Annotated in this window: 28 protein-coding genes; 8 read left to right on the forward strand and 20 right to left on the reverse strand. The window is 64.2% G+C overall.

From position 1 onward, the window contains the following. Positions 1–4 precede the first annotated feature (4 nt). Positions 5–1,954, forward strand: a complete 1,950-nt coding sequence (uvrC, locus tag D6201_RS01280) for an excinuclease ABC subunit UvrC (RefSeq protein ID WP_120047059.1) — start codon at positions 5–7, stop codon at positions 1,952–1,954. Positions 1,955–1,960: 6 nt separating this feature from the next. Here the strand turns inward: uvrC and D6201_RS01285 are convergent, their stop codons facing one another. The 8 genes from D6201_RS01285 to hisG form a co-directional block, all read right to left on the reverse strand. After that, entirely contained in the window at positions 1,961–2,650 is a 690-nt protein-coding gene (locus tag D6201_RS01285) for a CDGSH iron-sulfur domain-containing protein (RefSeq protein ID WP_199798170.1), read from the reverse strand. Between the two features lies 1 nt (position 2,651). Next, positions 2,652–3,389: an EcsC family protein gene (locus D6201_RS01290; protein ID WP_120047060.1), complete on the reverse strand. Its 738-nt coding sequence runs from the start codon at positions 3,387–3,389 to the stop codon at positions 2,652–2,654. A gap of 39 nt (positions 3,390–3,428) precedes the next feature. Further along, positions 3,429–4,325 carry an acyl-CoA thioesterase gene (locus D6201_RS01295; protein ID WP_120047061.1) on the reverse strand — a complete coding sequence of 299 codons (897 nt, stop codon included), beginning with the start codon at positions 4,323–4,325 and terminating at the stop codon, positions 3,429–3,431. 114 nt (positions 4,326–4,439) lie between these two features. After that, on the reverse strand, positions 4,440–6,602 hold the full coding sequence (locus tag D6201_RS01300) for a sodium-translocating pyrophosphatase (protein ID WP_120047062.1): 2,163 nt from the start codon (positions 6,600–6,602) through the stop codon (positions 4,440–4,442). Between the two features lie 144 nt (positions 6,603–6,746). Then, positions 6,747–7,628, reverse strand: coding sequence for a thiamine-phosphate kinase (gene thiL / locus D6201_RS01305; RefSeq protein ID WP_120047063.1), 882 nt, complete (start codon positions 7,626–7,628; stop codon positions 6,747–6,749). A gap of 25 nt (positions 7,629–7,653) precedes the next feature. Then, positions 7,654–8,106 carry a transcription antitermination factor NusB gene (gene nusB, locus D6201_RS01310; RefSeq protein WP_120047064.1) on the reverse strand — a complete coding sequence of 151 codons (453 nt, stop codon included), beginning with the start codon at positions 8,104–8,106 and terminating at the stop codon, positions 7,654–7,656. Continuing rightward, the gene (gene hisD, locus D6201_RS01315) at positions 8,106–9,398 is read right to left on the reverse strand and encodes a histidinol dehydrogenase (RefSeq protein ID WP_120047065.1); all 1,293 of its coding nucleotides are present in this window, start codon (positions 9,396–9,398) and stop codon (positions 8,106–8,108) included. Before hisD ends, nusB begins: the two co-directional genes overlap by 1 nt. Beyond that, positions 9,398–10,078, reverse strand: a complete 681-nt coding sequence (hisG, locus tag D6201_RS01320) for an ATP phosphoribosyltransferase (RefSeq protein WP_120047066.1) — start codon at positions 10,076–10,078, stop codon at positions 9,398–9,400. Before hisG ends, hisD begins: the two co-directional genes overlap by 1 nt. Positions 10,079–10,120: 42 nt before the next feature. On the opposite strand from hisG, the gene D6201_RS01325 reads away from it, so the two are divergent. After that, on the forward strand, positions 10,121–11,182 hold the full coding sequence (locus tag D6201_RS01325; RefSeq protein ID WP_120047067.1) for a DUF2332 domain-containing protein: 1,062 nt from the start codon (positions 10,121–10,123) through the stop codon (positions 11,180–11,182). On the opposite strand, the gene D6201_RS01330 is transcribed toward D6201_RS01325, so the two are convergent. From D6201_RS01330 to D6201_RS01350, 5 genes are all read right to left on the reverse strand, one after another. Then, positions 11,179–12,072, reverse strand: coding sequence for an alpha/beta fold hydrolase (locus D6201_RS01330; protein ID WP_120047068.1), 894 nt, complete (start codon positions 12,070–12,072; stop codon positions 11,179–11,181). The two genes, D6201_RS01325 and D6201_RS01330, sit on opposite strands and share 4 nt — an antisense overlap. Continuing rightward, a complete protein-coding gene (locus tag D6201_RS01335) occupies positions 12,069–12,557 on the reverse strand; it encodes an FKBP-type peptidyl-prolyl cis-trans isomerase (protein WP_120047069.1) in 489 nt (162 codons plus the stop codon). The genes D6201_RS01330 and D6201_RS01335 overlap by 4 nt, the downstream gene beginning before the upstream one ends. Before the next feature lie 132 nt (positions 12,558–12,689). After that, positions 12,690–13,577 (reverse strand): pirin family protein, encoded by an 888-nt coding sequence (locus D6201_RS01340; protein WP_120047070.1) that lies wholly within the window; start codon positions 13,575–13,577, stop codon positions 12,690–12,692. Continuing rightward, positions 13,574–14,281 carry a glutathione S-transferase gene (locus tag D6201_RS01345; RefSeq protein WP_120047071.1) on the reverse strand — a complete coding sequence of 236 codons (708 nt, stop codon included), beginning with the start codon at positions 14,279–14,281 and terminating at the stop codon, positions 13,574–13,576. Before D6201_RS01345 ends, D6201_RS01340 begins: the two co-directional genes overlap by 4 nt. Then, positions 14,278–14,559 carry a BolA family protein gene (locus tag D6201_RS01350; RefSeq protein WP_120047072.1) on the reverse strand — a complete coding sequence of 94 codons (282 nt, stop codon included), beginning with the start codon at positions 14,557–14,559 and terminating at the stop codon, positions 14,278–14,280. Before D6201_RS01350 ends, D6201_RS01345 begins: the two co-directional genes overlap by 4 nt. 41 nt (positions 14,560–14,600) lie before the next feature. On the opposite strand from D6201_RS01350, the gene D6201_RS01355 reads away from it, so the two are divergent. Beyond that, positions 14,601–15,191 (forward strand): DnaJ domain-containing protein, encoded by a 591-nt coding sequence (locus D6201_RS01355; protein ID WP_120049123.1) that lies wholly within the window; start codon positions 14,601–14,603, stop codon positions 15,189–15,191. Here the strand turns inward: D6201_RS01355 and D6201_RS01360 are convergent. Genes D6201_RS01360 through D6201_RS01370 form a run of 4 tightly spaced genes read right to left on the reverse strand, consistent with a single transcriptional unit; the run spans position 15,188 to position 17,044 of the window. Further along, entirely contained in the window at positions 15,188–16,045 is an 858-nt protein-coding gene (locus D6201_RS01360) for an oxygenase MpaB family protein (protein WP_120047073.1), read from the reverse strand. The genes D6201_RS01355 and D6201_RS01360 overlap by 4 nt on opposite strands. Positions 16,046–16,076: 31 nt before the next feature. Beyond that, complete coding sequence (locus tag D6201_RS13205) at positions 16,077–16,310, reverse strand: glutathione S-transferase C-terminal domain-containing protein (protein ID WP_340137514.1); 234 nt, start codon at positions 16,308–16,310, stop codon at positions 16,077–16,079. Positions 16,311–16,319: 9 nt separating this feature from the next. Next, complete coding sequence (locus D6201_RS13210; RefSeq protein ID WP_340137515.1) at positions 16,320–16,682, reverse strand: glutathione S-transferase family protein; 363 nt, start codon at positions 16,680–16,682, stop codon at positions 16,320–16,322. After that, complete coding sequence (locus tag D6201_RS01370; RefSeq protein WP_340137516.1) at positions 16,679–17,044, reverse strand: DUF1428 domain-containing protein; 366 nt, start codon at positions 17,042–17,044, stop codon at positions 16,679–16,681. The genes D6201_RS13210 and D6201_RS01370 overlap by 4 nt, the downstream gene beginning before the upstream one ends. A 68-nt stretch (positions 17,045–17,112) precedes the next feature. Here D6201_RS01370 and D6201_RS01375 point away from each other — a divergent pair, with 68 nt between their 5' ends. The 5 genes from D6201_RS01375 (at position 17,113) to D6201_RS01395 (ending at position 23,052) form a co-directional block, all read left to right on the forward strand. Beyond that, on the forward strand, positions 17,113–18,096 hold the full coding sequence (locus tag D6201_RS01375) for an AAA family ATPase (RefSeq protein WP_193725681.1): 984 nt from the start codon (positions 17,113–17,115) through the stop codon (positions 18,094–18,096). 74 nt (positions 18,097–18,170) lie between these two features. After that, on the forward strand, positions 18,171–19,787 hold the full coding sequence (locus tag D6201_RS01380; protein WP_120047075.1) for a M28 family peptidase: 1,617 nt from the start codon (positions 18,171–18,173) through the stop codon (positions 19,785–19,787). Positions 19,788–19,904: 117 nt separating this feature from the next. Further along, positions 19,905–20,459, forward strand: a complete 555-nt coding sequence (locus D6201_RS01385; protein ID WP_120047076.1) for a hypothetical protein — start codon at positions 19,905–19,907, stop codon at positions 20,457–20,459. Further along, the gene (locus D6201_RS01390; RefSeq protein ID WP_133303916.1) at positions 20,399–20,644 is read left to right on the forward strand and encodes a leishmanolysin-related zinc metalloendopeptidase; all 246 of its coding nucleotides are present in this window, start codon (positions 20,399–20,401) and stop codon (positions 20,642–20,644) included. The genes D6201_RS01385 and D6201_RS01390 overlap by 61 nt, the downstream gene beginning before the upstream one ends. A 359-nt stretch (positions 20,645–21,003) precedes the next feature. Continuing rightward, a complete protein-coding gene (locus D6201_RS01395) occupies positions 21,004–23,052 on the forward strand; it encodes a transglycosylase domain-containing protein (RefSeq protein ID WP_422664713.1) in 2,049 nt (682 codons plus the stop codon). 5 nt (positions 23,053–23,057) lie between these two features. Here the strand turns inward: D6201_RS01395 and D6201_RS01400 are convergent, their stop codons facing one another. From D6201_RS01400 to fmt, 3 genes are read right to left on the reverse strand one after another with little or no spacing between them, the layout of a single operon-like run. Further along, positions 23,058–24,170, reverse strand: a complete 1,113-nt coding sequence (locus D6201_RS01400; RefSeq protein ID WP_120047078.1) for a zinc-binding dehydrogenase — start codon at positions 24,168–24,170, stop codon at positions 23,058–23,060. Further along, positions 24,171–24,929 (reverse strand): tRNA pseudouridine(38-40) synthase TruA, encoded by a 759-nt coding sequence (gene truA / locus D6201_RS01405; protein ID WP_120047079.1) that lies wholly within the window; start codon positions 24,927–24,929, stop codon positions 24,171–24,173. Continuing rightward, entirely contained in the window at positions 24,926–25,831 is a 906-nt protein-coding gene (fmt, locus tag D6201_RS01410; protein ID WP_120047080.1) for a methionyl-tRNA formyltransferase, read from the reverse strand. The genes truA and fmt overlap by 4 nt, the downstream gene beginning before the upstream one ends. Positions 25,832–25,843: the final 12 nt, after the last annotated feature.

Here is a 25,843-nt window from a genome sequence, read left to right on the forward strand (position 1 = left end):
AACCATGTCGCGCACCGAAGCAGGTTCTCCGCCCGATCCCCGGGGCAAGGAGCGGTTCAACGAAGAGCGCGCGACGTACACGGTGAAAGGCGGCAGCAGTCAGCCCGATCTCGAGGTCGGCGTGAAGGCCATTCGCGATGTCGTGAAGGTGCTGAAGCCGACGCCGGGCGTCTACCGGATGCTCGATGCGCGGGGCGATGTGCTCTATGTCGGCAAGGCGCGCAGCCTGAAGGCGCGGGTGGCCAATTACACGCAGATCAAGGCGCTATCCAACCGCTTGCAGCGCATGGTCAGCCAGTGCCGCGGCATGGAAATCGTCACGACGGGATCGGAGGCCGACGCGCTGCTGCTGGAAGCGCAGTTCATCAAGAGATTTCGCCCGCCTTACAACGTCTTGCTGCGCGATGATAAAAGCTTTCCTTTCATCCTGCTGCGCGAGGGGCACGACTATCCGCGCATCCAGAAGCATCGCGGCGCGCGGCGGGCAAAGGGCAGCTATTACGGACCCTTCGCCAGCGCCGGCAGCGTCAACACGACGATTAATGCGCTGCAGAAACTGTTCCTGCTAAGGTCTTGCACGGACAGCTTTTTCAGTCGTCGGGACAGGCCCTGCCTGCTTTATCAGATCAAGCGTTGCAGTGCGCCGTGCGTCGGCCGGATCGACAAGGACGGCTATGACCAGCTGATCCAGGAGGCGAAGGATTTTCTCGGCGGGAAGTCGGGCGCGGTGCAGGCGCGGATCGAAAAGCAGATGGCCAAGGCGGCCGAGGATCTCGACTTCGAAACCGCCGCCCTGCTGCGCGACCGCTTGCGCGCGGCGACCTTCATTCAGGGCTCTCAGGCAGTCAACGCGGACGGTGTGGGCGACGCCGATGTCTTCGCGCTTCATGCCAAGGGCGGCCAGATCGCGGTGCAGGGCTTCTTCGTTCGCGGCGGACAGAACTGGGGCCACCGCGCCTTCTTTCCGAAGAACACGGGCGACCTGGAAGAAGGCGAAGTGCTCGCCGATGTGCTGCTGCAATTCTACGAAGAAGTGCCGCCGCCGCGCCATATCCTCATCGATCGTGAATTGCCCGAGCAGGAACTGTTGGAGGAAGCCTTCAGCGGCTTGGCCGAGCGCAAGGTGGCCATTTCCACGCCCCAGCGGGGTGAACGCCGCAAGCTGATGGAGCAGGCCAAGCGCAACGCCGTCGAAGCGCTGGAACGGCGCCTTGCCGAAAGCGGCACGCAGGCGAAAGTCATGCGCGAGTTGACCGAATTTCTCGAGCTGCCCGAAGTGCCGACGCGGATCGAGGTCTACGACAACAGCCATATCCAGGGTGCAAAGGCGGTGGGTGCGTTCATCGTCGCCGGGCCGGAAGGCTTCGTGAAGAACCAGTATCGCAAGTTCAACATCAAGACCGCGCAGACGAATGACGATTTCGGCATGATGCGCGAAGTCATGGAGCGCCGCTTCAGCCGCGCGATGAAGGAGGATCCGGATCGCGAGAAGGCGGGAGTGTGGCCCGATCTCGTCCTGATCGACGGGGGCAAGGGGCAGATGTCCTCCGTGCGCGACACTTTGGAGGAGCTTGGCATCGACGACGTGCCGCTGATCGCCATCGCGAAGGGTCCGCATCATGGGCGTGAAGGGCGCGAAGTCTTCCACTTTCCCGACGGGCGCGAAAAGACGCTGCCGACCAATTCGCCTGTGCTGTTCTATCTCCAGCGCCTGCGCGACGAGGTGCACCGCTTCGTCATCGGCGCCCACCGCGCGAAACGCAGCCGCGCCATCACCGCATCACCGCTGGATGAAATCCCCGGTATCGGCCCGGCCCGAAAGCGCGCGCTGCTGCTGCATTTCGGCACAGCCAGCAAGGTCCGCGCCGCGGCGCTGGACGATCTGAAACGCGTGCCCGGCGTCAGCGAGAGCGTCGCGCAGACAGTGTATGACTTCTACCACGCGAGCGGGTGAGGCGCCTCACCGCGTCCCGTCGCTCCAGCCGCCTTTCATGTGCGAGCCGTCGCAGAAGGGCTTGTTGCCGCTCTGGCCGCAGCGGCACAGCGCCATGCGGTTGCGAAGCTCGTAATCCTCGCCATCGGCGGAAACGACGCGCAGGCCGCCTTCGACATAGAGCGGTCCGGAGCATTCCTCCGCCGGATCCTGCGTGACGGAAATGCGCTGTCCGCGCTGGGCGTGGACGGGTTCTCCGGTCTCGTTATCGATCGCGACCAAACGGCCCGATACGCAGTTCGATATCTGGTCGAGGAAAATGGCCGCATGCTCCGGATCGTCGGTCTTCTCGACCTCTTCCCACACCGTCTTGTGCGTGTCGCAGAAGCGGGCGATGGCGCAGAGATCTTCCTGGTCGAGCAGGGTATAGCGCGGGCCTTCCATGCGCTTGGCCTGCTTTTCGTAAGGCGCGCGGTCGGCGACCTCGGTGCCGTCGAAGCCCTCTTCCGCGTGGGAGCCGTCGCAGAAGGGCGCGTTGCTGCTCTGGCCGCAGCGGCACAGCATCATGGTGGGCTTGGACTCGAAATCGCCGGTCTGCTGCCAGTTAATGCTCTCGCCCGCAGCATTCACGCCGATGGCCTGTTCGATCAGCGGCACGCGGCCTTCGACCTTGTAGGGGCCGTCCTTGGTGACGGTGATCTTCATGTCATCGGCCATGTCATTGCTCCACGAGATTGCTTTGCGCGCGCATGCGGCGTTCCTGAAAGGCGAAGCGCGCGGCCTTGCCGACATCGCCCTGAAAGGAGATGTTGACGGTGGCGCCTACGGCCGATCCCACGACCGGCACCAACATTCCCGCCCGGCTGCGGAATCCGGCAAGGGCAATGGCGCGAGAGACGCGCTCTATCGCCTGGTCGACCACCGGCAGGATGCGCTTGTGATCGGCGATGATGAGATCCCCATGGGGACCGATCATCGCCTCCAGAGCGGCAATGCGCGCCTTGCGCTCCTTCGGATCGTTGATGGCGCTGAGTTCGAGGATTTGCAGGCGGAACAGCTTCTCCCGCTCGCCTTCGCCATCATAGCCATAGGCGCGCCCGGTGTCGCGGATGACCCGCAGCGCGATGCCGATGGTGGCGGGGATATCGAGCCCGGCTGTCAGCACGCCACCGAGGCCGGCCGCAGCCCCGCTTGCCCCGCTGATCCCGCGCGCAGCACGGGATACGCGCTCCGAAGCGCGACGTGCGGCGGCGATGTCTTTGGGGTCGTGATCGAAGTTCACCAGCGCAGGCGCGCCGACGGCGGAGTCGATACCTTTAAGCACCGCCTCAACCAGCGATTTCGGCACGATGTCGGCAACCGTCTTGCCGAGCGGGTGGGTGAGGCGTTCGACTCCGCGGCCGAGCCAGGAGGCCTTGCTGCGACGAAAACGGTCCTGCTGTTTCTGGAAATCCATGCGGAGGAAACGGCGTGCCGGCGCGCCCGTTCCGCCGCATCATTCCATATGGCGCAGCATGCCTTCCTGCGTCACGCTGGCGACCAGCCGTCCGTCGCGCGTGAAGACCTGTCCGCGCGAATAGCCGCGCCCGCCGCCGGACCACGGCGCTTCCATCGCAAACAGGAGCCAGTCGTCGAGCGAGAAGGCCTCGTGAAACCAGACGGCATGATCGAGGCTCGCGCCCTTGACCTGGCCGCTATGGATGCTCTTGCCGTGCGGCTGCAGCGCGGTGGCAAGGATCTGGAAATCGGAGATGAACGCCAGCGCCGCGCGATGAACGGCGGGGTCCGACGGCAGGGGAGCAATGGTGCGGAACCACACATGGCTGACGGCGGGGCGCTTTTGCGGCGCAAGCCAGTCGCGCGGCTCGACCGACCGGAAATCGACCGGGAAGGGACGCAGCAGCAATTGCTTGATCGGGCCGTCCGGCACCTTGCCGGCAATATCCTGGCGGATCTCGGCGTCCGGCGTCAGTTCTTCCGGCGGCGCGATATCGGGCATGTCGGGATGCTGGTGGCGCGGCCCCTCGACCGGCGTCTGGAAGCTGGCGGTGAGGTTGAGGATGGGCTTGCCTTCCTGGCTCGCCACGACGCGGCGATTGGAAAAGCTGCGTCCGTCCAGATCGCGCTTCACCCGGTATTCGATGGGCAGATCGTCGCTGCCGGGGCGCAGGAAATAGGCGTGGAGCGAGTGCACATCGCGCCCATCTGCCACCGTGCGGCTCGCCGCGCCGAGCGCCTGCGCAATGGCCTGTCCGCCGAAAACGCGCCCTGTGCCGTCCGGCCGGCGGCGCCCTATGAAGGTATCGCCGCCCTTCGCGTCGAGATCGAGCAGGAAGACGAGGTCGGCGACGATCTTTTCCGGCGTCAGATTGCTGGCTTGCGCTGATTCCATGGCTGCGGCCCATGGCGGCGCGCGCGGCCATCCGTCAAGCCATACGCAAAAGCCCCGCCCGGATCGTCTCCGGGCGGGGCCATTTGTCCGCGCTCCGCTAGCGAGGGAAGCGGATCAATGCGCGAGAGCCGCCAATAGCAGCAATGCGACGATATTGGTAATCTTGATCATCGGGTTCACGGCAGGGCCTGCGGTATCCTTGTAAGGATCGCCGACCGTATCGCCCGTCACCGCGGCCTTGTGGGCTTCCGAGCCCTTGCCGCCGTGATTGCCGTCCTCAATGTATTTCTTCGCATTGTCCCATGCGCCGCCGCCGGCGGTCATGGACAACGCGACGAACAGGCCGCCCACGATCACGCCGAGAAGCAGGGCACCGAGCGCCGCAAAGGCGTTTTCCTGTCCGGCCACCGCGAGGATGACGAAATACACCACGATCGGCGCGAGCACCGGCAGCAGCGAGGGGATGATCATCTCCTTGATTGCAGCCTTGGTGACGAGGTCGACCGTGCGCGCATAGTCGGGCTTTTCGGAGTAATCCATGATGCCCGGCTTTTCCTTGAACTGAGCGCGCACATCCTTGACCACGTCGCCAGCGGCGCGGCCAACGGCGGTCATGCCCATGGCTCCGAAGAGGTAGGGCAGCAACGCGCCGAGGAGCAGGCCGACGATGACGTATGGATTCTCGAGCGAGAAATCGACGTCGGCTGCCGGGAACAGCTCCGCAAGGTCGGTGGTGTAGGCCGCGAACAGCACGAGAGCCGCAAGGCCCGCCGAACCGATGGCATAGCCCTTGGTCACGGCCTTGGTGGTGTTGCCGACCGCATCAAGCGCATCGGTCTTTTCACGCACGCTTTCGTCCAGACCGGCCATTTCCGCGATGCCGCCGGCATTGTCCGTCACCGGCCCGTATGCGTCCAGCGCCACGACCATGCCCGCAAGCGCCAGCATGGCGGTGGCGGCATAGGCGATGCCCATGAGCCCGGCGAGCTGGTAGCTGACGATGATACCCGCCACGATGGCGAGCGTCGGCAAAGCGGTGGACTCAAGACTGATGGCAAGACCCTGGATCACATTGGTGCCGTGGCCCGTTTCCGAGGCCTTGGCGATCGAGCGGACCGGACGGAAATTCGTGCCGGTGTAATACTCGGTGATCCAGATGATGACGCCGGTCAGCAACAGGCCGATCAGCGAACACCAGAACAGGTCCATGCCGGTGAAAGGCGCGATGGACGACGTGCCTTCTTCGGCAATCGGCGCACCGGGATCGACTGCGCCGAGGTTTTCGCCGCCGATCACCGCATTCATGTCGCCCAGCGCATATTGCGTAACGAAATAGATCAGCGGTACGGAAAGGACGGCGGTGACGATGAAGCCCTTATACATCGCGCCCATCACGTTCGTGCCGCCGCCAAGCCGCACGAAATAGGTGCCGATGATGCTGGTGACGATGCAGGCACCGCCGATCAGCAAGGGCAGGGCGACCAGCCCGGCGAAAACGTCTGCGTCAGAGTTGAACAGCAAGAGCAGCGTCAGCACCATCGTCGCACCGACGGTGACGACATAGGTCTCGAACAGGTCGGCGGCCATGCCGGCACAGTCGCCGACATTGTCACCCACATTGTCCGCAATGACGGCGGGGTTACGGGGATCGTCCTCCGGAATGCCGGCTTCGACCTTGCCGACAAGGTCGGCGCCCACGTCCGCAGCCTTGGTAAAGATACCGCCGCCGAGACGCGCGAAGATCGAGATCAGCGAGGCACCGAAGGCCAGCGCCACCAGAGCATCGACGATGATCCGCCGCTCTCCGGCATCGGAAAGCGACAGGCCCATCACGTTGACCAGCACATAGTAGAACACGGCGATGGCCAGCAGGGCGAGACCCGCGACCAGTAGGCCAGTGATTGCCCCCGCGCGGAAGGCGAGAGTGAGGCCCTGTTGCAGGCCCTTCATCGCCGCCGCCGCCGTGCGCAGGTTCGACTTCACCGAGATATTCATCCCGATGAACCCGGCCACGCCCGACAGGATCGCGCCGATCACGAAGCCGACAGCGCTCAGCCAGCCGAGGAATATGGCGACCAGCACGGCCACGACCACGCCGACCAGCGCGATGGTGGTGTATTGCCGCTTCAGATAGGCTTGCGCGCCTTCCTGAATGGCCCCGGCGATTTCCTGCATTTTTTCGTTCCCGGCATCCGCGCCGAGAACCTGACGACTGGTGACGAAGCCGTACACGACGGCAAGCAGCCCCAGGACAATAGCTATGAGTACGAGGTCCATGACCTTGCTATCCCCTTCCCAAAATGAAAACGACCCGGTTTGCCGGGTTCGCGTGACGGGAAGGCTTAGCAAGGCGGCGCACATCCACAAGCGCAAAACGCGCAGTTTTGCACCGAGTCGGGAAAATTCGCCTGTCGAGCCTCGCTATTCGCTGTCCGGCGCGTGCCGATAGCCGAGCCCGTCGGCGTTAATCACTGGCTCGCCATCGAGGAACAGAGGCGCGAAACCGCGCGGCTCGACGCTGCCGATGCGGGTGGCAGGCACGGGCGGGAAGGTTCCGTCTGGCAGGGTGAAGAGCAATTCGTAATCGTCGCCCCATGTCATGCAGTCATGCCGACGATCGGGATCGACGACCGGCACTTCGCCGCTATCGATCGCGATCGATAGCTCGCTCGCCTCGGCCATGCGGAATGCGTCGAGAAGCAGACCGTCGGAAATATCCATCATGGAATGGGCCAGCGGGGCGAGATCGCGCCCTTCGGCAAGGCGCGCCATCGGGCGGGCGTAGGCGGTGGTGTCGCCATCCGTTTCGTCGCGCAAGGTCTCGTAGCCGAGCATCGCCGCGCCGAGCGTGCCGGTAACGAACACCGCATCGCCGATCTCGGCACCGGCGCGGGACGGGACAGGCGTGTGGCTCGCCCTGCCGATAGCGGTGAGGCCGAACGCGCGCGGACCATCGCCTGCCACTGTATCGCCGCCCAGCAACGGCACGCCGTAATGCGACAGCGCTTCGTCGAGCCCTTCGATGAACGCCGAATCGTTCTCGCCCAGCATGTGGCCCAGAAGAATGCCGACAGGCTCCGCGCCCTTCGCAGCAAGGTCGGACAGATTCACGGCCACCAGCTTCCAGGCAACATCGGCCATGTCCTGCTGCGGCAGGTAATGACGGCCTTCGATCATCATGTCGTGGGTAAGCACCAGCGTTTCCGCGCCGATCTCGATGACGGCGGCATCGTCCGCCAGGCCGCGCGCACCGTCATGCAGCATCAGCCCGCGCAAGGTGGCGATAAATTCGGTTTCATTCATGTTCGTCCCCCCCGATTGCGCGAGACTAGTCTCTGACATCCTTCGCCACCGCGTCCAGCACGCCGTTCACGAACTTCGCTTCGCGCTCATCGAAAAAGGCGTGGGCGACGTCGACATATTCGCTGATAGCCGTCCCCACTGGAATGTCGGAGCGGGCCATCAATTCGTAGGCGCCGCAGCGCAGGATCTGCAGCATCGTCTTGTCCAGCCGCAGCAAGGTCCAGCCTTGTGCCAGCTTTCCTGTCAGCGTCTCGTCGATCTCGGCCTGGCGAGCGATCACGCCGGAGACGACGTCGTCGAAGAAATCGACCTCGGCATCCTCGTACTGGTCGTCCTCGATTTTCGCGCCGAGGCGATGCTGGTGAAACTCGTCCAGCAGTTTGGCGAGAGCGGTCTTTTCCATGTGCCACTGGTAAAGCGCCTGCACGGCGGCAAGGCGGGCGGCGGAGCGGGCGCGGCTGCGGGCGGGCGTGTTCATCAGAGCCTCACCGTCACACTGCGGGCATGAGCGGGCAGCCCTTCGACTTCGGCAAGAGCGGCGGCCGCGGGGCCGATGTCTTTCAGCGACTTTTCGTCGAGTTCGATGAAGCTCGTGCGCTTCATAAAATCGAGCACCGACAGCCCGCTGGCGAACCGTGCGCGGCGGCCGGTCGGCAGGACGTGGTTCGGACCGGCCACGTAATCGCCGACGGCTTCCGGCGTGTTACGGCCAAGAAAGACGCTGCCGGCATGTTTTATCTGCGCGAACATCGCTTCTGGGTCGGCGATCGCGAGCTCGACATGTTCGGCGGCAAGGCGGTTGGCGAGCGCGGGGGCCTCTGCCGCCAGATCCTCCACCACGATCACGACGCCGTGATTTTCCCAGCTCTCGCGCGCGGTCATCCTCGTGCTCAACTGCGCCAGCAGCACGTCGACCGCATCCTCCACGGCGGCGGCGTAGGCGGCACTGTCGGTGATGAGGATGGACTGGCTGTCGGGATCGTGCTCGGCCTGGCTCAGCAGGTCGGCGGCGATCCAGTCGGGATCGTTCTCTTCATCGGCGATGACGAGGATCTCGCTCGGCCCCGCGACCATGTCGATGCCGACCACGCCGAAAAGCTGGCGCTTCGCCTCTGCGACCCAGGCATTGCCGGGGCCGGTGATGACGTCGACCGGCTTGATCCGCGTCGTGCCGTAGGCGAGCGCGGCCACGGCCTGCGCTCCGCCCACGCGCCAGATTTCGTCGACACCGCAAATATGCGCGGCGGCCAGCATCAGCGCATTCATCTCGCCATGCGGGGTGGGGGTGGTGACCACCAGCCGCTCGACTCCCGCGACCTTGGCAGGAATCGCATTCATCAGCAGACTGGAGGGATAGGCCGCGCGCCCGCCCGGCACATACATGCCTGCTGCCTCGACTGCGCTCCACCGCGCGCCGAGGCGCACGTTCTTCTCGTCGCGATAGTCGCGGTCTTCCGGCTTTTGCCCTTCGTGATAGGCGCGGATGCGCTCCGCCGCGAGGTCGAGCGCGCGCTTCACTTCGGGTTCGAGGAAATCGTAAGCGGCCTTTGTCTGGTCCGCCGAAATGCGCCAGCTGGTAAGCTCCGCCGTCAGCGCATGCTTGTCGAACCGCATCGTAAGGTCGCGCAGCGCCTCGTCACCCCCGGCGCGCACTCTTTCGAGGATGTCGCGCACGTCGCGCTCGACGCTGTCGTCGCTCTCGCGCCGGTCCTCGACGATGCGTGTGAACTGCGTCTCGAAATCGGGCTTGTTTGCGTAAAGGCGGCGCATCAGGCAGCGTCTTTCATTGTGGCGTTGCGGAAGCATTCGACCAGCGCAGCGACGCGCGGATCGGTTTTCAATGCGGCGCGGTTGACGATCAGGCGGCTGGTGACCTGCATGATCGTGTCTTTCTCTATCAGACCATTCGATTTCAGCGTCTGCCCGGTGGAGACGAGATCGACGATCCGTCCCGCAAGGCCGCTATAAGGCGCAAGCTCCATCGCGCCGTTCAGCTTCACGCATTCGGCCTGGATGCCGGCCTTCTCGAAATGGCGGCTGGTGATGTTCGGATATTTCGTCGCGACGCGCAGATGGCTGGCATTGCCGTATTTGTATTCGACCGGCTCCTTCGGCTCGGCCACCGAGAGGCGACACGCGCCGATGCCGAGATCGACGGGTGCGTAGAGCTCCGAATAGTCGAATTCCTCGATCACGTCGGAGCCGACGATGCCTGCCTGCGCCGCGCCGAATGCGACGAAGGTGGCGACATCGAAGGCCCGCACGCGGAAAATTCGCATCTGTCCGCTTTCGTCGGCAAAGCTCAGCGAGCGATCCGCCTTGTCGTGAAAGGCCGCTTCGGGCACGACGCCCGCACGCTCCATCACGGGCACCGCCTCTTCGAGAATGCGGCCCTTGGGAACGGCGAAAATGAGGGGTCCGAAACGGGTGTCGGCGCTGTCGTGGGTCATCGCCGCGCGATGTAGGGGCGAAGCGGACAAAGGGCAATGCGAATGGCGGAAAGCGGCGTGATGGCGATCGGGAGCGTGGCGGAAGCCATCGCGTGGCAGGCCGATCATGCAGAGCAATCCGGCGCGCAGGGCACGGCCCGCGTGATCCGCGCGCTCATCCCGGTGCTGGAAAGCGATACTGCAGTGGGGCGGCGCATGGCCAACTGGCAGGGGCTCACGCTGGAAGATGCCATGCCGCTACGCATCGCGGGCGGGCTGCATTCGCTCCATCTCGCGGGCGAGGAGGATCGCCTGGGCGATATCTATGCCGGTCTGATCACCGATCAGGGGCAGGTGGATGCGCTTGTCGGTGAGACAGTAGAGACTTTCGATTACCGGCTGCTGCCCTGGCTCGATCGTCCGCCGCAGACCAATGTAGCAGGACGTTCCGCGATGGTGATGGCGGCGCTGTTGTGGCTTGGCGAGCATATCGCGCCGCGTTTCGAATTGAACGAAATCGGGGCCAGCGCGGGCATTAACACGATGATGGGGCGCTTCGCCTTCGATCTGGGCGGCGTGACGACGGGGCCAAGCCTATCATCGCTCCGCATCGCGCCCGACTGGCGTGGATCGCCGCCTCCATCGAAGAAAGTGGAGATCGTCGGCGCGAAAGGCTGCGATGTCGCGCCGATCGACCTCACCGACCTGGCGCAGGCCGAGCGGCTGCGCGCCTATATCTGGCCCGAAGCGAGCGAGCGGATGGCCCGGCTCGATACCGCTATCGCCATGGCCGAGCGCGCGCCGCCTGAACTGGTGCGCCAGGACGCCGCCGATTTCGTCACCGAAAGGCTGGCGGCAGAGCAGCAGGACGGCGTCACCCGCGTGCTATTTCATACCGTGATGTGGCAATATCTGCCCGAGGCGACCCGCGATGCAATCACCGCGGCGATGGAAGCAGCCGGGGCGAACGCCGCGCCGGAACGCCCGCTCGCCTGGATCATGTCGGAAACCAATCGAGAGACCTTCAAGCAGGAATGCCGCGTGCGATACTGGCCAGGCGGCGCTGAGTGGACGATGCTGGCCGAAAGCCACCCGCACGGCACATGGGTGGAGTGGCTGGTCTAGGCCTTCAAAAATCCATCCAGCGCCGCGTTCACCTTGTCCGGCGCTTCCCACGGGATGAAATGCCCCGCACCCTCGACCCGCTCGACAGTGAGGTCTTCCACCCAGTCGCCAAGGCGATCCACATTTGCGGGCAGCAGCGCCTCGTCACCCATGCCCCAAACCACCAGCGTAGGAATGGCGATTTTCGGGAAAGCCGGTTCGGCGTAGCTTGGCGGAAGGCCGACGGGTTCCTGCATCGGCGGCACGGCAATGCCGCTAGCGCGATACCAATTCAGCATGGCGAAAGCGCGGTCGGGATCGGCCCACTGCTCGATCAGCAGTTTCTGCTCTGCCGGATCGTTCTCGACTTTGCCCGTCCAGTCCACCGCCTTCATCAGCAACGGCGCGAGACCGTGTTCGCGAACCAGCGCGTCGTTCGCCGGATCGCGGAAGGCGCGCATATACTGGCTGGCTTCGCGTTGGGACATGTCTTCGAACAGCAGCCGCTGGAAGACCGCGGGGTGCGGCGCGTTGGCGATCACCGCGCGCTCCACCACACCGCTGGCCTGCCCGAAGGCGGCGACGCCCCAGGCAAGGGCGCCGCCCCAATCGTGACCGATCACCGTGAAGCGCTCTACGCCCAGCGCCTGCGCCAGACCGAACACATCACCCACCAGAGCCTGCGCCTCGTAGTGCTCCGCCCCCTCGGGCCGCGAACTGTCGCCATAGCCGCGCTGGTCGGGCGCGATGCAGCGGAAGCGGGTGTTCAGATGCTCGACCTGGTAACGCCAGGTGCGGTGATTTTCGGGAAAGCCGTGCAGAAAGATCAGCGCCGGCGCGTCGCGCGGGCCGCTGTCCCAGACATCGAGCGCGATGCCATTTGGCAGCTCGACCCGCGCGAGATCGCTCACGCGCCGATATCCCGGCTGGGAATGCCGAAAAGCTCGATGGTGAATTTCAGCGTTGCACCACCCGGGATGGGGCCACGCCCTTCGAGACCATAGGCCGAAGTCGCCGGAATGACGATCTCGGCGGTGTCGCCCACGCCCATTTGCGGAATGGCGATCTGCCAGCCTTCGATCAGGCGAGAGAGCGGGAAGGTCGCCGGCTCACCGCGCGCGACCGAGCTGTCGAACACTTCGCCGTCGACGAAGCTGCCGGTATAATGGATGGTTATTTCGTCCGATACGCTGGGCGATGGGCCGGAGCCGTCGCCAGCGGTGCGGCGGAACATCACGCCATCCTGCAACCGTGTCCATCCGCGCGTCGCTGCCGCTTCGGCAAGCGCTGCTTGTTGCATGTTGTGCCAGGCGAGGCTGCCGACTTCCGGCGCGTCCTGTGCGGCGGCGGGCGTAGCGAGCAGAAGGGCGGCGAGGGGGAAGGTGAGTTTAGTCATGGTGCAGGCGATAGCGCGCCTCTTTCGCCCCGTCACCTCGTCATTGCGAGCGGAGCGAAGCAATCCAGTTCCGGCTGGACTGGATTGCCGCGTCGCCTGCGGCTCCTCGCAATGACGACTTGCCGCTGTTGCTCAGGGATAGCTCACGGTCTTCGGCTGGCCATCGGGGAGTGGGATAAACTCCTCCGCATCGCCAGGCACCTTCGCGAAGCACCCTTCGCGCCAGTCTTCCTTCGCCTGCTCGATCCGCTCCCGGTCGCTGCTGACGAAATTCCACCAGACGTGGCGCTTCGTCGAGAAGGCTTCACCACCGAGCAGCATCACGCGCCCGCCCGCGCGGCTAGCTAGCGTCATGGCCTCACCGGGTTTCAGGATCACGAGGTCGTAAAGCGCGATGGGCTCGCCATCCAGCTGCGCCTCGCCGCCGACAAGCATCACTGCGCGCTCGTCAGCCTCGGCATCGATCGGGATGGAGCCGCCTTCCTGCAGGAACATCTCGGCATAGATCGTCTCGGCATGGGTGGTGGTCGCCGCGCGCTCGCCCCATAATTCGCCCATGATGACGCACGCGGCAGCGCCATCGCCCTCGATGCGCGGTAAGTCGCTGACCGCTTCGAAGGCCGGGTCTATCTCTTCCTTGCCGTCCGGCAAGGCCAGCCAGGTCTGCATGCCGTAAAGCGAAGGCCCCTTGGCGCGTTCGGTCTGCGGGCTGCGTTCGGAATGCACGATGCCTTTCCCTGCCGTCATCAGGTTGACCGTGCCGGGATGGATGGTGGAATTGGTGCCGAGGCTGTCCCGGTGATCGATCGCTCCGTCGAACAGCCAGGTGACCGTGGCCAGATTGATATGCGGATGCGGCCGCACGTCCATGCCGTTGCCCAAATCGAGCTGCGCCGGTCCGAACTCATCGACGAACACGAACGGCCCCACCATCCGCGCCTCACGCGATGGCAGTGCGCGCCGCACGGTGAAGCTGCCGAGATCGTGGCTGGTGGGCGTGACGGTCTTCAGGATGCTCATGTGTCGTCCAGTTCCTCGTAATGGCGGAAAATGCCGTCCTCGTTGAATTCCAGCCGTCGCTCGCTCGCGAGGTAATCGGCGACGCTCTCGATCTCCGGCACCGCGCCTTGCAGACCTTCCAGGTTCACCCAGCTGCCCTGCATTTCCTTCATGTAATTGGGGAAGGCGTAGTCCAGGCCCTCCATGATCTGGAACAGGCTGGTGTCGACATGGCTGGGTTGCTGCCCGAGCATGAACGGGCCGCCATTCGCCGCCAGCGCATTGTCGAAATGAATGAGGTATTTGGGAATGCGCTGGGCGCGGAAATAGCCGGCCTTTTCGAAAGCGGCATCCATCTGGTCCGCGTAGAAGAGATCATGCGCGATAGGGTGGTGGACGCTATGCACTTCCTCCACGAAATCGGCGATGTCGAGCTGCAATTGCAGCAGCCGAAGATCCGTCTCCATCTCGCCGGAGCCGTGGCCTTCCTTATCGGAAAGATATTGCAGGACCAGCGCGGTCTGGCCGATCGTCACATCGCCATCGACGATGTAGGGCGGGGCGTAAGGGCGAATGCCTTCGAGGCCGTGCATATGCTCGACCATGGCATCGGCGCTCTGCTCGCGCGCCATGTCGGTGTAGTCGATCTCGAACGCCTCGCAGAACAGGCGCACGAATTCGCCGCGACCGGGAATGTCGGGCCAGTACCACAATTCGATGCTCATGTCGGGGCCTCTCCCGGCGCGTAGCATTTCATGGCGAAGGCGTGGACGCGCTCGCCCGGAATGTCGCCCAGCGCAGCGAGCACTTTTCGCTGGCGCGCGAGGCGGGACATGCCATCGAACTGCGAGGATTCCACAATGACCGTGAAGTGACTTTCGCCGCTGCCATCATCGCCCGAATGCCCCGCATGATGCGCGCTGTCGTTAATCACTTCTAGCCGCGTCGGAGACAGCTCCTCGCGCAGCCGCATTTCAATTTCCGTCTGCATTTCGCCTGCCATGGGGGTTCCCTAACCGCTGTTCGCTCCCCATGCTAATGGCGATGCGTTCCCAGAAGTTCCACGGCAGATATGATAGTGACGGGCGCGAATGCCAGCACCCCACGTGCCGCGAAGCGGGCGAATTTCGCGCCCCCGGCGCGCAGGGTAACAGCTTCGACGGACCGGGTGACTGGCGCTGGTTCTGCCTCGATCACGTGCGCGAATTCAATGCGGGCTATGACTGGTTCGACGGGATGAGCGCGGACGAGATCTATGCGGCGCAAGCGCCCGGCTCCGGTTGGCAGACCGAGATACCCGCTTTCCGTCCCACCGCGGGCGCCGACGGCATGCCGCGCTGGGCCGACTTCGCCGATCCGCTCGATGCCATTGGGGCGCGGGCAGGCGAGGTTCGACGGGCGGCTGCGGGTCGCAAGCATGAGCGATACAGCCGCTTTACGCCGCGCGAGCGTGAAGCGCTTTCGGTGATGGGGCTTGGCCCGAAGGCCGACCGAAAGGAATTGCGCCAGCGCTATTCGAGCCTGGTCCGACGCTATCATCCGGACCGCAATGGCGGCGACCGCAGTCATGAAGGACGTTTGCAGCGTGTCGTGGAGGCTTACCAGCTTTTGAGGCGGGCAGCGGCGTTCGGCTAGGGGCGCTGCTTGAACGCCCAGCGCAGCGTGCCGCCAAGACCGTTGGTGACGAGGCGAGAGGGCAGCGCGGCGAGGCCCGGGCTCTCCAACCCCAGCATGGTCCTCGCGAAGGGCGGCAGCAGATTGACCGCGGCATTGGCGAGAAAGGGCTGGATCGCTCCCGCAGCACCCGGTGTCTTGCCCTCGACGATCAGCTCCGCAACTTCGCGCGCTTCCGGTCCGGCGGATAATTCGCCGCGCATGTCGCGGAAGATCGCCTGAGCCTCGGCCTTCGTTTCCGGCACCGGGTCCGCGCCAAGCTTGCGCGCGATAAGGGCGAACTGGCGGAAATACTCGTCTTGCTCAGACAAGGGCATGTCGGGACGGACATGGACGAGCCACGCCTCGAGAAACATGAGCGCTTCCGTCACATGCACCCAGGCGAGCGTGCGCGGATCGGTGGCGGAATAGGGCGTGCCGTCGGGCAGCGTGCCCTTCACCTGCTTATGAATACGATTGACCCGCTCGATGGCCTCGTCGGCGGCGTCCCGGTGGCCATAAGTGGTCACGGCGATAAAGCGCGCCGTGCGGCGCAATCGGCCATGCATGTCCGCGCGGAAATTGGAGTATTCCAGAACGCCGCGCAGCGCGTGCGGGTGGAGCATCTGCAGCAGCAGAGCGGCCATGCCTCCCACCATCATGCTCACCACATCGGCATGGACCATGCGGACCGGTGTGTCCTTGGCGAAATAGGCGTCGTCCGATGGCGGCACGGGCGCTTCGCCGCTGGCGGTGTCGTTGAAAACGCCGCGCACGCCCTCGACCAGCTTCAGCCGGAGAAATTCTGCTGGATCGAAAAGCGCGCGACCGGCCATGCGAGCGATATAGTCCGTTTGGTGGCGCTTTTCAGCCCCCTGCTGCGCCGGTGCTGCGCTTGTATGCGTCGCGGGCGCGCAATCGTTTGGCATAGGCGGCAAAGCTGTCGCGCGCCGGCATGGTCTCGAATTGCAGGCCCCAGTCCACCGCCGCGCCGACATAGACGTCCGCCATGGTGAAGCGCTTCCCGCAAACGTAGTCGCGGCTCGATAAACAGCCATCGAGCGTGTCCATCACCCGGTCGTAGCTTCCGAAACCGGCCATGCCTTCCTGCTAAGCGCCCTTCGGTTCCCAGCCCATTGCATGATTGGTGACGGCGGCCTCGACCGGCCCTGCGGCGAAAAACATCCAGCGGAAGTAGTCCGCCTTTTCTTTCTCACGCGGCAGCAGGTCGGGCGCATCCATCTCGGCCAGATAGTGGCAAATCGCAGCCGCTTCCGTGATCACCCGATCCCCGCCATCGGCGTGGTGGATGATCGTCGGCAACTTCCCCATGGGGTTCGCCTCCAGCAGCGCGGCGGGCTTCGCTTCCCACTCGACCTGCACGATCTCCGGCTCGACCCCCGCCTCGGCGAAAGCCCAATGGGCAATCTGCGCGCGGCTCATCGGATTGAAGAAGAAGGTATATTTGCTCACGAGTCGCGCCCCATCGTGTAAATGGGTGAGAAGCCACCGTAGATGAGGCGTTTGCCGTCGAAGGGCATGTCGGACATTTCGGCCCAGAAAGGATCGCTTTCCATCTTCTCCTCGGCGGCGTCGCAGGTCGCCTTGTCGGGCCAGATCATCCAGGAAAAGACGATCTTCTCGCGCGCCTCCGCCTTCACGGCCCTGCGGAAATCGGTGAGCTTGCCGTCGGTGACGTTGTCCTCCCACGTCTCCACGATCTCGCTCACGCCGTATTCGCGGAACTTCTCCGCCGATTTCTTCGCAAGCGCCAGATATGCGTTTTTCTTGTCCTCCGGAACCGGAATAAGAAAACCCTGAACGTACATAGCCATTCTCCTCCACCGCGACCCGAATACTGTGTTGCAGGGCCTCCATAGCACGTCTAGGCACCGCCGCCGAGATGAACGAGATGACGACGAACAGCGAAACCGGCTCCACCATCATGGCAGCGCCCGACACCGAAGTGGACGTGCGCGAAACCTTCGGCGTCGATGTCGACATGAAAGTGCCCGCCTTTTCGAAGGCGGACGAGCGCGTTCCCGATACGGACGAAAGCTACGTCTTCGATCCCGATACGACGCTCGCGATCCTGGCGGGCTTCTCCCACAATCGCCGCGTCATGATCCAGGGCTATCACGGCACTGGCAAGTCCACGCATATCGAGCAGGTCGCCGCGCGTCTCAACTGGCCGACCATCCGCATCAACCTGGACGCGCATATCAGCCGGATCGACTTGATCGGGCGTGATGCCATCGTGCTGCGCGACGGATTGCAGGTCACCGAATTTCGCGAAGGTCTGCTGCCCTGGGCGCTGCAGCATCCAGTCGCACTGGTATTCGACGAATACGATGCGGGGCGTCCGGACGTGATGTTCGTCATCCAGCGCGTGCTGGAGCAGGCGGGCAAGCTGACCCTGCTGGACCAGAACCGCGTCATCCGCCCGGATCCGCATTTCCGCATGTTCGCGACGTCCAACACGGTGGGGCTGGGCGATACGAGCGGGCTCTATCACGGCACGCAGGCGATCAATCAGGGGCAGATGGACCGCTGGAACATCGTTGTCGGCCTGAATTACCTGCCCGCGGAGACCGAGCGCGAGATTGTCGCCGCGAAGACGACGCTGGGCGATGATCTGGTGGCCGACATGATCCGCGTGGCGGACCTGACACGGCAGGGCTTCATGAACGGCGACATCTCCACCGTGATGAGCCCGCGTACGGTCATCACATGGGCGCAGAACACGGAAATCTTCGGCGATCCCGGCTTTTCTTTCCGCCTCAGCTTCCTCAACAAATGCGACGAGGCGGAGCGGATGCTGGTTGCGGAATATTACCAGCGCGTGTTCAACAAGGAGCTGCCCGAAAGCGTGGTTTCCAAGAGCTAGCCCTTGCGCGCACGCCCCGGCTGTGGTGCTATCCGTTCAGCACCGATTACAACGCAGATGGGCACGCGTAACTCATGAAAAAATTTCTCCTTCTCGGCGCGTTTGCGCTGGCCGCTTCCGCCACTCCGGCGCTCGCCGAAGATCCGGTGACGGATCGCGCCACGCTGGAACGCGATGTGCGCGTTCTTGCCGATGACGACATGGAAGGGCGCGAGGCGGGAACGCCCGGCTACGACCGTGCGGCTGCCTATGTCGCCAGCCGCTTCGCCGATATGGGCCTCGAGCCCGGCGGAGACGATGGCGACTGGTATCAGCGTTTCGGCCTCGTGCGTCATTCCGCGGCGCGCGACAGCCGCCTCTCGATCCGCGGTGCCGATGGCAGCGACATAAAGGCGACTTTCGGCGAAGACTTCGTCGGCGGCGGAATCGCCAGCGCTAGCGGCGACAGCGTAACGGCCGAAATGGTCTTCGTGGGTTACGGCCTCGACCTGCCCGATCTCGGCTATGACGATCTTTCCGGCGTCGATCTCGAAGGCAAGATCGCACTCTGGACGTTTGCCGTGCCAGAGGGCCTCGACTCGCTCGAGACGATCCACATCCAGCGTTCCGCCATGCAGCGCTTCGCCGCGCGCGGCGCGGTCGGTGCGATCATGCTGTGGACGCCCTCCATGGATGAGCGGATCAATTGGGAACGCGGTCGCAACTTCATCGGCCGTGTCGGCGGCGTGACGTGGATGGGTCCGGACGGCGTTGCCCATGACGATGCGCGCGGGATGGAATTCTCGCTCATCGCTTCGCCCGAGCTTTCCCGCCGACTGCTGCAAGGCCAGCCGCTCGACTACGAAGCTTTCTCTGCTGCGCAGGCGAACGATCTCGCCGTCGTGCCCAGTTTCGCGACCGGTATGACCGCCCGCGTCGCTTACGAAAACGCATTCGAGCCGATGCTGGAAACGAGCAATGTGATCGCCATCCAGCCCGGCACAGATCCCAGCGTGGCGGACCAGTATATCGTCGTGACCGCGCATCTCGACCACGAAGGGGCCAATGGCGAGGGGCCCGATCCGATCTATAACGGCGCGATGGACAATGCGACCGGAACGGCCGCGATGCTCGAAATGGCGAGGCTGTTTGCGGCCCAGCCGCAGCGCCGCCCGGTCATGTTCGTTGCACTGGGCGCGGAAGAGCTGGGTCTGCTCGGCTCGTCCTACCACGCGGCCAATCCCGGACTTGAGCAGGGCTATCTGGCGGCCAACGTCAATGTCGACATGCCGGTGCTGACCTGGCCTTTTTCGGACATCGTCGCCTTCGGCGCAGACCGCTCCAACCTGCTTGGCGAAGTCTCCAGCGCGGTGAACGAGTATGACCTGAAGCTGGTGCCTGATCCCAATCCGAGCGAAGCGTTCTTCTTCCGCTCCGATCAGTATTCCTACGTCCAGGCGGGCATTCCGGCCGTCTATGTCGAGCTCGGCTTCGGCAATGGCGGGGACGTTGCGCAGGAATCTTTCTTGAGCACACATTACCACAAAGTGTCGGATGAGGCGGACCTCGTGGACTACGAACAGCTCGGTCGCTTCGCCGACGTTGCGTATCTCGTCACTCGCAATATCGCCAATATGGACGCGCAACCGGCCTGGAACGCGGGTGATTTCTTCGAGCGAGCCTTCCCCCGCCGCGTTCCGATCGGTAAATGATCGCGCGCGCCATCGCGAGGCTATGAAGGTTCGCGACGGGGCGTGGCGAAGCGCGGACCATTCCATGCATATTAACCATGCCCGGCATTGCCAGCCCCCGATTGCCCGGTAACATCCATGCTCGCAGCCGGGTTCGGCGGTACTTTCCTGGACAATTCGGGGACGCATGTGAAAAGGGATTTCCAGTTCGAGCCGATCGATGGGCTCGAGCTCGCCACCAACGGGCTGGTCTCGCAGGGAAGTGCCGTCGGGCGCGGCGGCGAATTGCCGCCAGTTGGGCGGCGTGGCGCAAATGGCGACGTCACCATCGTCGATCTGGTGCACACCTCCACCGAAGACGACTTCTTCTACGCCAAGCCGGATGGTGCCGATAAGCCCGGCAAAGGTGGGGGTGGCGGCGGTGGCGGCGGTTTCACGCCCGACGCTTATACCAGCGGACCGGCCGATGCCTCTGCAGATTTCAACATCACCATCGTCTTCGAAGGCACGTGGACGCAGTCGCTCTACGATATTTTCGTGGCTGCGGCAGACTTCTACACCGCGCTGATCGCCGGGAATTCGACCTTGCCGATGCCAGCGATTTCGAAGCTGCCGGCCTGTTCGACGATATCGTGCTGCACGAAATGGGCCATGCGCTCGGCTTCGGCACGATCCGGGATCGCCTTGGCCTGATCAATCCGGACAACAGCTTTGCAGGCGAACTCGCCCAGGCGGAATCGCTCGTCGAATTCGGCATCAGCCGGATCGAAGTGGAGACCGATGGCGGGCCGGGCACCGCGTGCGGCCATTGGGACGACGACACCTACACCAACGAGCTGATGACCGGCTTCATCTCCGACCCGAACTATTACAGCTAGTAGAGCGCAGCTTCCTATGGCGATCTCGGCTACCAGCTGGCGGACAATTTCCGCGCGGTGGTGGACGAACTCAATATCGCCTGAGCCATGTGGCACAGGCAAATCGAAGGGGCGGGCGTTGGGAGCGACCGCCCCTTTGTATTCGTCGTCACCGCATATTCAGCGGCAGCGGGGCAGCGACAGGCCATGACGCAAAAGCGCTCGCATCTGCTGTGTTGCACTGCTAACACGCCCCGGTGACCGGCATGTGGCGATTCCCTTTCCAAAAGCGCGCGCGCGAAGAGCTGCGCGGTGACTGGTCGGAACGCGATCTCGCTTTAGAGGATGCGCCATGGTCGCCGCTGCACGGCCTGGACGACATGGATCGCGGGGATCGTCGCCCGCCCGAATTCGAAGAACCCTCGCGCTATGCCCGCGGCTGGCGCCGGTTCATGCCGGGACGCGTGCGGGACCGATCGTGGCTGTGGTGGATCAGCCGCTGGATCGCAGCCATCCTGCTGATCTTCATGCTGCTTGTCGGCTATCTCGCTGTTACCGCACCGCTCAACAAGTCGCTCCAGCCGATCGCGCCGCCGCAGATCACGCTGCTGGCGGCAGACGGAACGCCGATCGCCCGCAATGGCGCAATGGTGGACGAGCCGGTGGAGATCGCGGACTTGCCGGACCATGTGATCCAACCTTTCCTCGCCATCGAGGATAGGCGGTTCTACGATCACTGGGGCGTCGATCCGCGCGGCATTGCGCGCGCTGCCTTCACCGGTGTGGGCGGCGGCTCTACCATCACCCAGCAGTTGGCGAAGTTCACCTTCCTCAGCCCCGAACAGACGCTGACGCGAAAGGCGCGAGAGGCGCTTATCGCTTTCTGGCTGGAAGCGTGGCTGACCAAGGACGAGATCCTCGAACGCTACCTCTCCAATGCCTATTTCGGCGACAATATGTATGGCATTCGCGCAGCGAGCCTGCATTATTTCTACCGGCACCCGGAAAATCTGAAGCCGGAGCAGGCGGCGATGCTGGCGGGCCTTCTGCAGGCACCCAGCCGTCTCGCGCCAACGCGCAATCCGGACCTCGCGGCAAAGCGATATGCGCTCGTGAAGAATGCGATGGTCGCGGCAGGATATCTGACGCAGGAGCAGGCCGATGCAATGCGCGTGCCCGCGCTCGACGTGCGAACACGCAACGATTTGCCCACGGGCACCTACTTCGCCGACTGGGCCCTGCCCGAAGCGCGCGAACTGTCCGATATATCCTACTCCCGCCAGACGCTGACGACGACGCTGGATTCGCGGCTGCAGGGCATCGCGCGCCGCGTCATCGATCGCGCGCCGCTGGGAGAGGCGCAGGTGGCGCTCGTCGCGATGCGAACCAATGGCGAAGTCGTCGCAATGATCGGCGGCAAGGATTATTCGCAAAGCCCGTTCAACCGCGCCACGCAGGCCCGCCGACAACCGGGATCCACCTTCAAACTGTTCGTCTATCTCGCCGCGCTGCGCGATGGCTGGGATGCCGACGACACGATCGCCAACACCGAATTCACGAGCGGCAGCTATCGCCCCAGCAACTATAACAGCCGCTATTCGGATGAGCTGACGCTCCGTGAGGCGTTTGCACAGAGCTCCAACGTGGCCGCCGTGCGCCTGTTCAACGCGGTGGGCAGTGAAGCCGTAATCGAGACCGCGCGCGATCTGGGCGTCACTTCTGCGTTGCCGACGGGCGATCCCAGCCTCGCGCTCGGCACCAGCACGATGAGCCTGCTCGAGCTGACTGCCGCCTACGCCGGCGTCGCCGCCAATGCCTATCCGATCGAAGCGCGCGCCTTCCCCGCGGAAGAAGAGGGCTGGTTCGACTGGCTCGCCGATGGGCGCGGCAGCCTCAATCGATCGGACCATCAGCAGATGCTGGAACTGCTTCGCGGTGCGATCAATAACGGCACCGGCAGCGCGGCGACGCTGTCTGTGCCGAATTTCGGCAAGACCGGCACGACGCAGAACAATCGCGACGCGCTGTTCGTAGGCTTTGCCGGCGATCTGGTGGTGGGCGTGTGGATCGGAAACGATGACAATTCGCCGCTGGACGGTGTTACCGGTGGGGGCCTTCCCGCCCGCATCTGGCGCGATTTCATGCGCGGCGCGCTGGGCACGGAAGCCGCTCCGCCGCGGCCCACTCCGTCACCCGATCCCAGCGGCCCGGTTGAGCCGCTCGACGTCCCCGACCTGGAGGACATTCCGCTCGGTGACGGCCGCCGCCTGATCATCCGGGACGGCGAAGCGATTATCGTGACCGATATCGATGGCGTGCCGGTCGAAGTCGGCGTGCGCGACGGGGATTTTTCTTTCGAGGTCGATGAAGAGGCTGCCGAGAGGCGGATAGAGGAGGCGTTGCGGCGTGAGGCCGAACCGGTGCCTTAGGCGAATTAGTTCTGCGGCGTCACCAGATACTTCTCTCCGGTCGCCATCTGTGCGTAATCCGTGATCGCATCCTTGGTCAGCATTCCCTCCAGCCCGACGCGAGCCTTGTAGCTGCTGGCGAAAGTGGAGGTGAGGCCATCGACGATCCGCGTCCGCAGACTCATCAGTGTCGGCATGTCGCAGCTCGCAAGGAAGGGCATGAGCAGCCAGCCCGAGATCGTCCAGCCGAAGCCGTAGCTGGGCGTCAGGATCGTCGGAGATAGGTCGAGCCGGCCGTAGATATACATCTTCTTCGCCTGGTCGGAGCCGTAGCGGCTGTATTCGCTCATGTCCTTCGCCGCGACGCGCTCCATGGCGCGCAGGCAGGTGTCGGTCGTGGTCCCGCCGCCAATGGGATCGAAGCCGAGAAAAGCCTTCGTCTCTCCGATTGCGCCTGCGAGTTGCTTTTCGAAATCGTCATCGGAAGAGTTGACCGTATGGCTCGCGCCCTGATCCTTCAATAGCGAGGCCTGCTCCTCCCGACGCACGATATTGACCAGCACCATGCCGTCCTCTTGGCAAATACGGTTCAGCATCTGGCCGAGATTGCTGGCCGCAGCGGCATGGATCATCGCATCATGCCCTTCGCGCTTCGCCGTCTCGACGAAGCCGAGCGCCGTCATCGGGTTGACGAAGCTGGACGCGCCTTGCTCGGCCGTGTGTTCGCCCAGCGGGATGCACATCATCGCATCGGCAATGGCATATTCGCTAAAGGCATTACCGGGCACGCAGGCGACCCGCTGCCCCAGCAGGGCCTGCGCCATCTCGTCATCGCCAGCCGCGACCACCGTGCCCGCGCCTTCATTGCCGACCGTCTGCGGTTTGCCGTGCCGCGACGACTGCGCCGCTGCCACCTGCGGGTGCAGCTGCATCTCGATCTTGCCGGGGAAATATTCGGCGTTCTCCAGATCCGCGCCGGTCGTCATCAGGAATAGGTCGGACGGGTTGATCGGCGCGGCTTCCATGCGGACGAGCACCTGGTTGCCCGTCGGCTCGGGAAAGTCGTGCTCCTGCAATTCCAGCACCAGCGTGCCGTCCTGCGAAAGCGTCGATACGAGTTGGCGGCCGGTTGTGGTCATTTAAATCTCCTGTTCCTCATCCGGATAACGCGCGGCGACGAAATATAGCCCCTCCGGTGGGGCATTCAGCCCGAGCGCGGCACGGTCCCGCGCTTCGAGCGCTTCTTGCATCTGTTCCACCCGCCACTGCCCCTGTCCGACCAGTGCGAGGCATCCGACCATGGAGCGAACCTGGTGGTGCAGGAAACTGCGCGCGGCGGCGCGGATCAGCACTGCATCGCCTTCGCGGCTGACATCGAGCCGGCCTAGCGTCTTTTCCGGACTGGCACTTTGGCAGTGCACGCTGCGGAAGGTGGTGAAGTCGTGCTGGCCGACCAGCGCCTGCGCCGCCTCGTCCATGGCGTCGGCATCGAGCGGCCTGGCGATGTGCCAGGCGCGCCCCTTTTCCAGCGTCAGCGGCGCGCGGCGATTGCGGATGCGATATTCGTAGCTGCGCCCGATACACGAAAAGCGCGCATGCCAGTCGTCGGGTTTCGCCTCGCAGTGCGTCACGGCAACCGGCTCGGGCCGCAGATGCGCGTTCAGCGCTTCCATAAGGCGGAACGGCTCGAACGGTTTTTCGATATCGAGGTGGCTCCGCATGGCGAGCGCGTGGACGCCGCTATCGGTACGCCCGGCACTGTGCAGTGTGACGTCCTTTCCGGTGATGCGCTGCGCCGCTTCCTCCACGCTCTGCTGGACGGACGGGCCGTTCTCCTGCCGTTGCAGGCCGAAGAACGGACCGCCGTCGAATTCGAGCGTAAGCGCAAAGCGGGTCAATCGAGCATCGTCCCCGCTGTCACCGGTCGCCCGCGCAGAAAATCCTCGCGCCCCATCGCCGGCTTGCCCGCGCGTTGCAGCGTGACAGGTCGCAGCGCGCCGCTGCCGCAGGCGATGGTTATGTCGTCGTCGAGCACCTCGCCGGGCGCGCCGTCGCCCTCGACCAATTCGGCCATCAACAGCTTCACCCGCTCGCCGCCCAATTCGAACCAGCTTCCGGGGAAGGGTGAAAAGGCGCGCACTTCGCGTTCCAGCACTTCGGCAGGTTTCGAGAAATCGAGCCGCGCCTCCGCCTTGTCGATCTTCGGCGCATAGGTTGCGAGGGCATCGTCCTGCACCTCCGGCTCCAGTTCGCCCAGCCGCTCAAGCGTCTCGACCATCAAATCAGCGCCAATGGCGGCGAGTTCGTCATGCAATTCACCCGTTGTCTTGCGAGCGATCGGCGTCGCGCTTTTCAGCAGCATCGGGCCGGTGTCGAGGCCCGCTTCCATCTGCATGATAGCGATGCCGGTGTCCTTATCTCCCGCCTGCACCGCGCGGTGGATCGGCGCCGCCCCGCGCCAGCGCGGCAGCAGCGATCCGTGCACGTTGAGGCAGCCATGCTTGGGTGCGTCGAGAACGGCTTGCGGCAGCAGAAGTCCATAGGCGGCGACCACGGCGATATCGGCTTCCAGCGCTGCCAGTCTTTGCTGCTCTTCAGCGCTTTTAAGGCTGACAGGGTGGCGAACCCCGATCCCCAACGCCTCGGCCCGGACATGCACAGGTGATGGCCGCTCCTGCTTCCCACGACCGGCGCGGCGCGGCGGCTGGGTGTAGGCGGCGACGACATCGTGGCCCGCCTCCACCAGCGCATCGAGCGTCGGCACTGCGAAGTCGGGCGTTCCCATGAAGATGATGCGCATGTCCGGCCTTCC

Origin of the sequence: Aurantiacibacter aquimixticola (assembly GCF_003605475.1) — a bacterium.
In the GTDB taxonomy this organism is placed as follows: Bacteria; Pseudomonadota; Alphaproteobacteria; order Sphingomonadales; family Sphingomonadaceae; genus Alteraurantiacibacter; species Alteraurantiacibacter aquimixticola_B.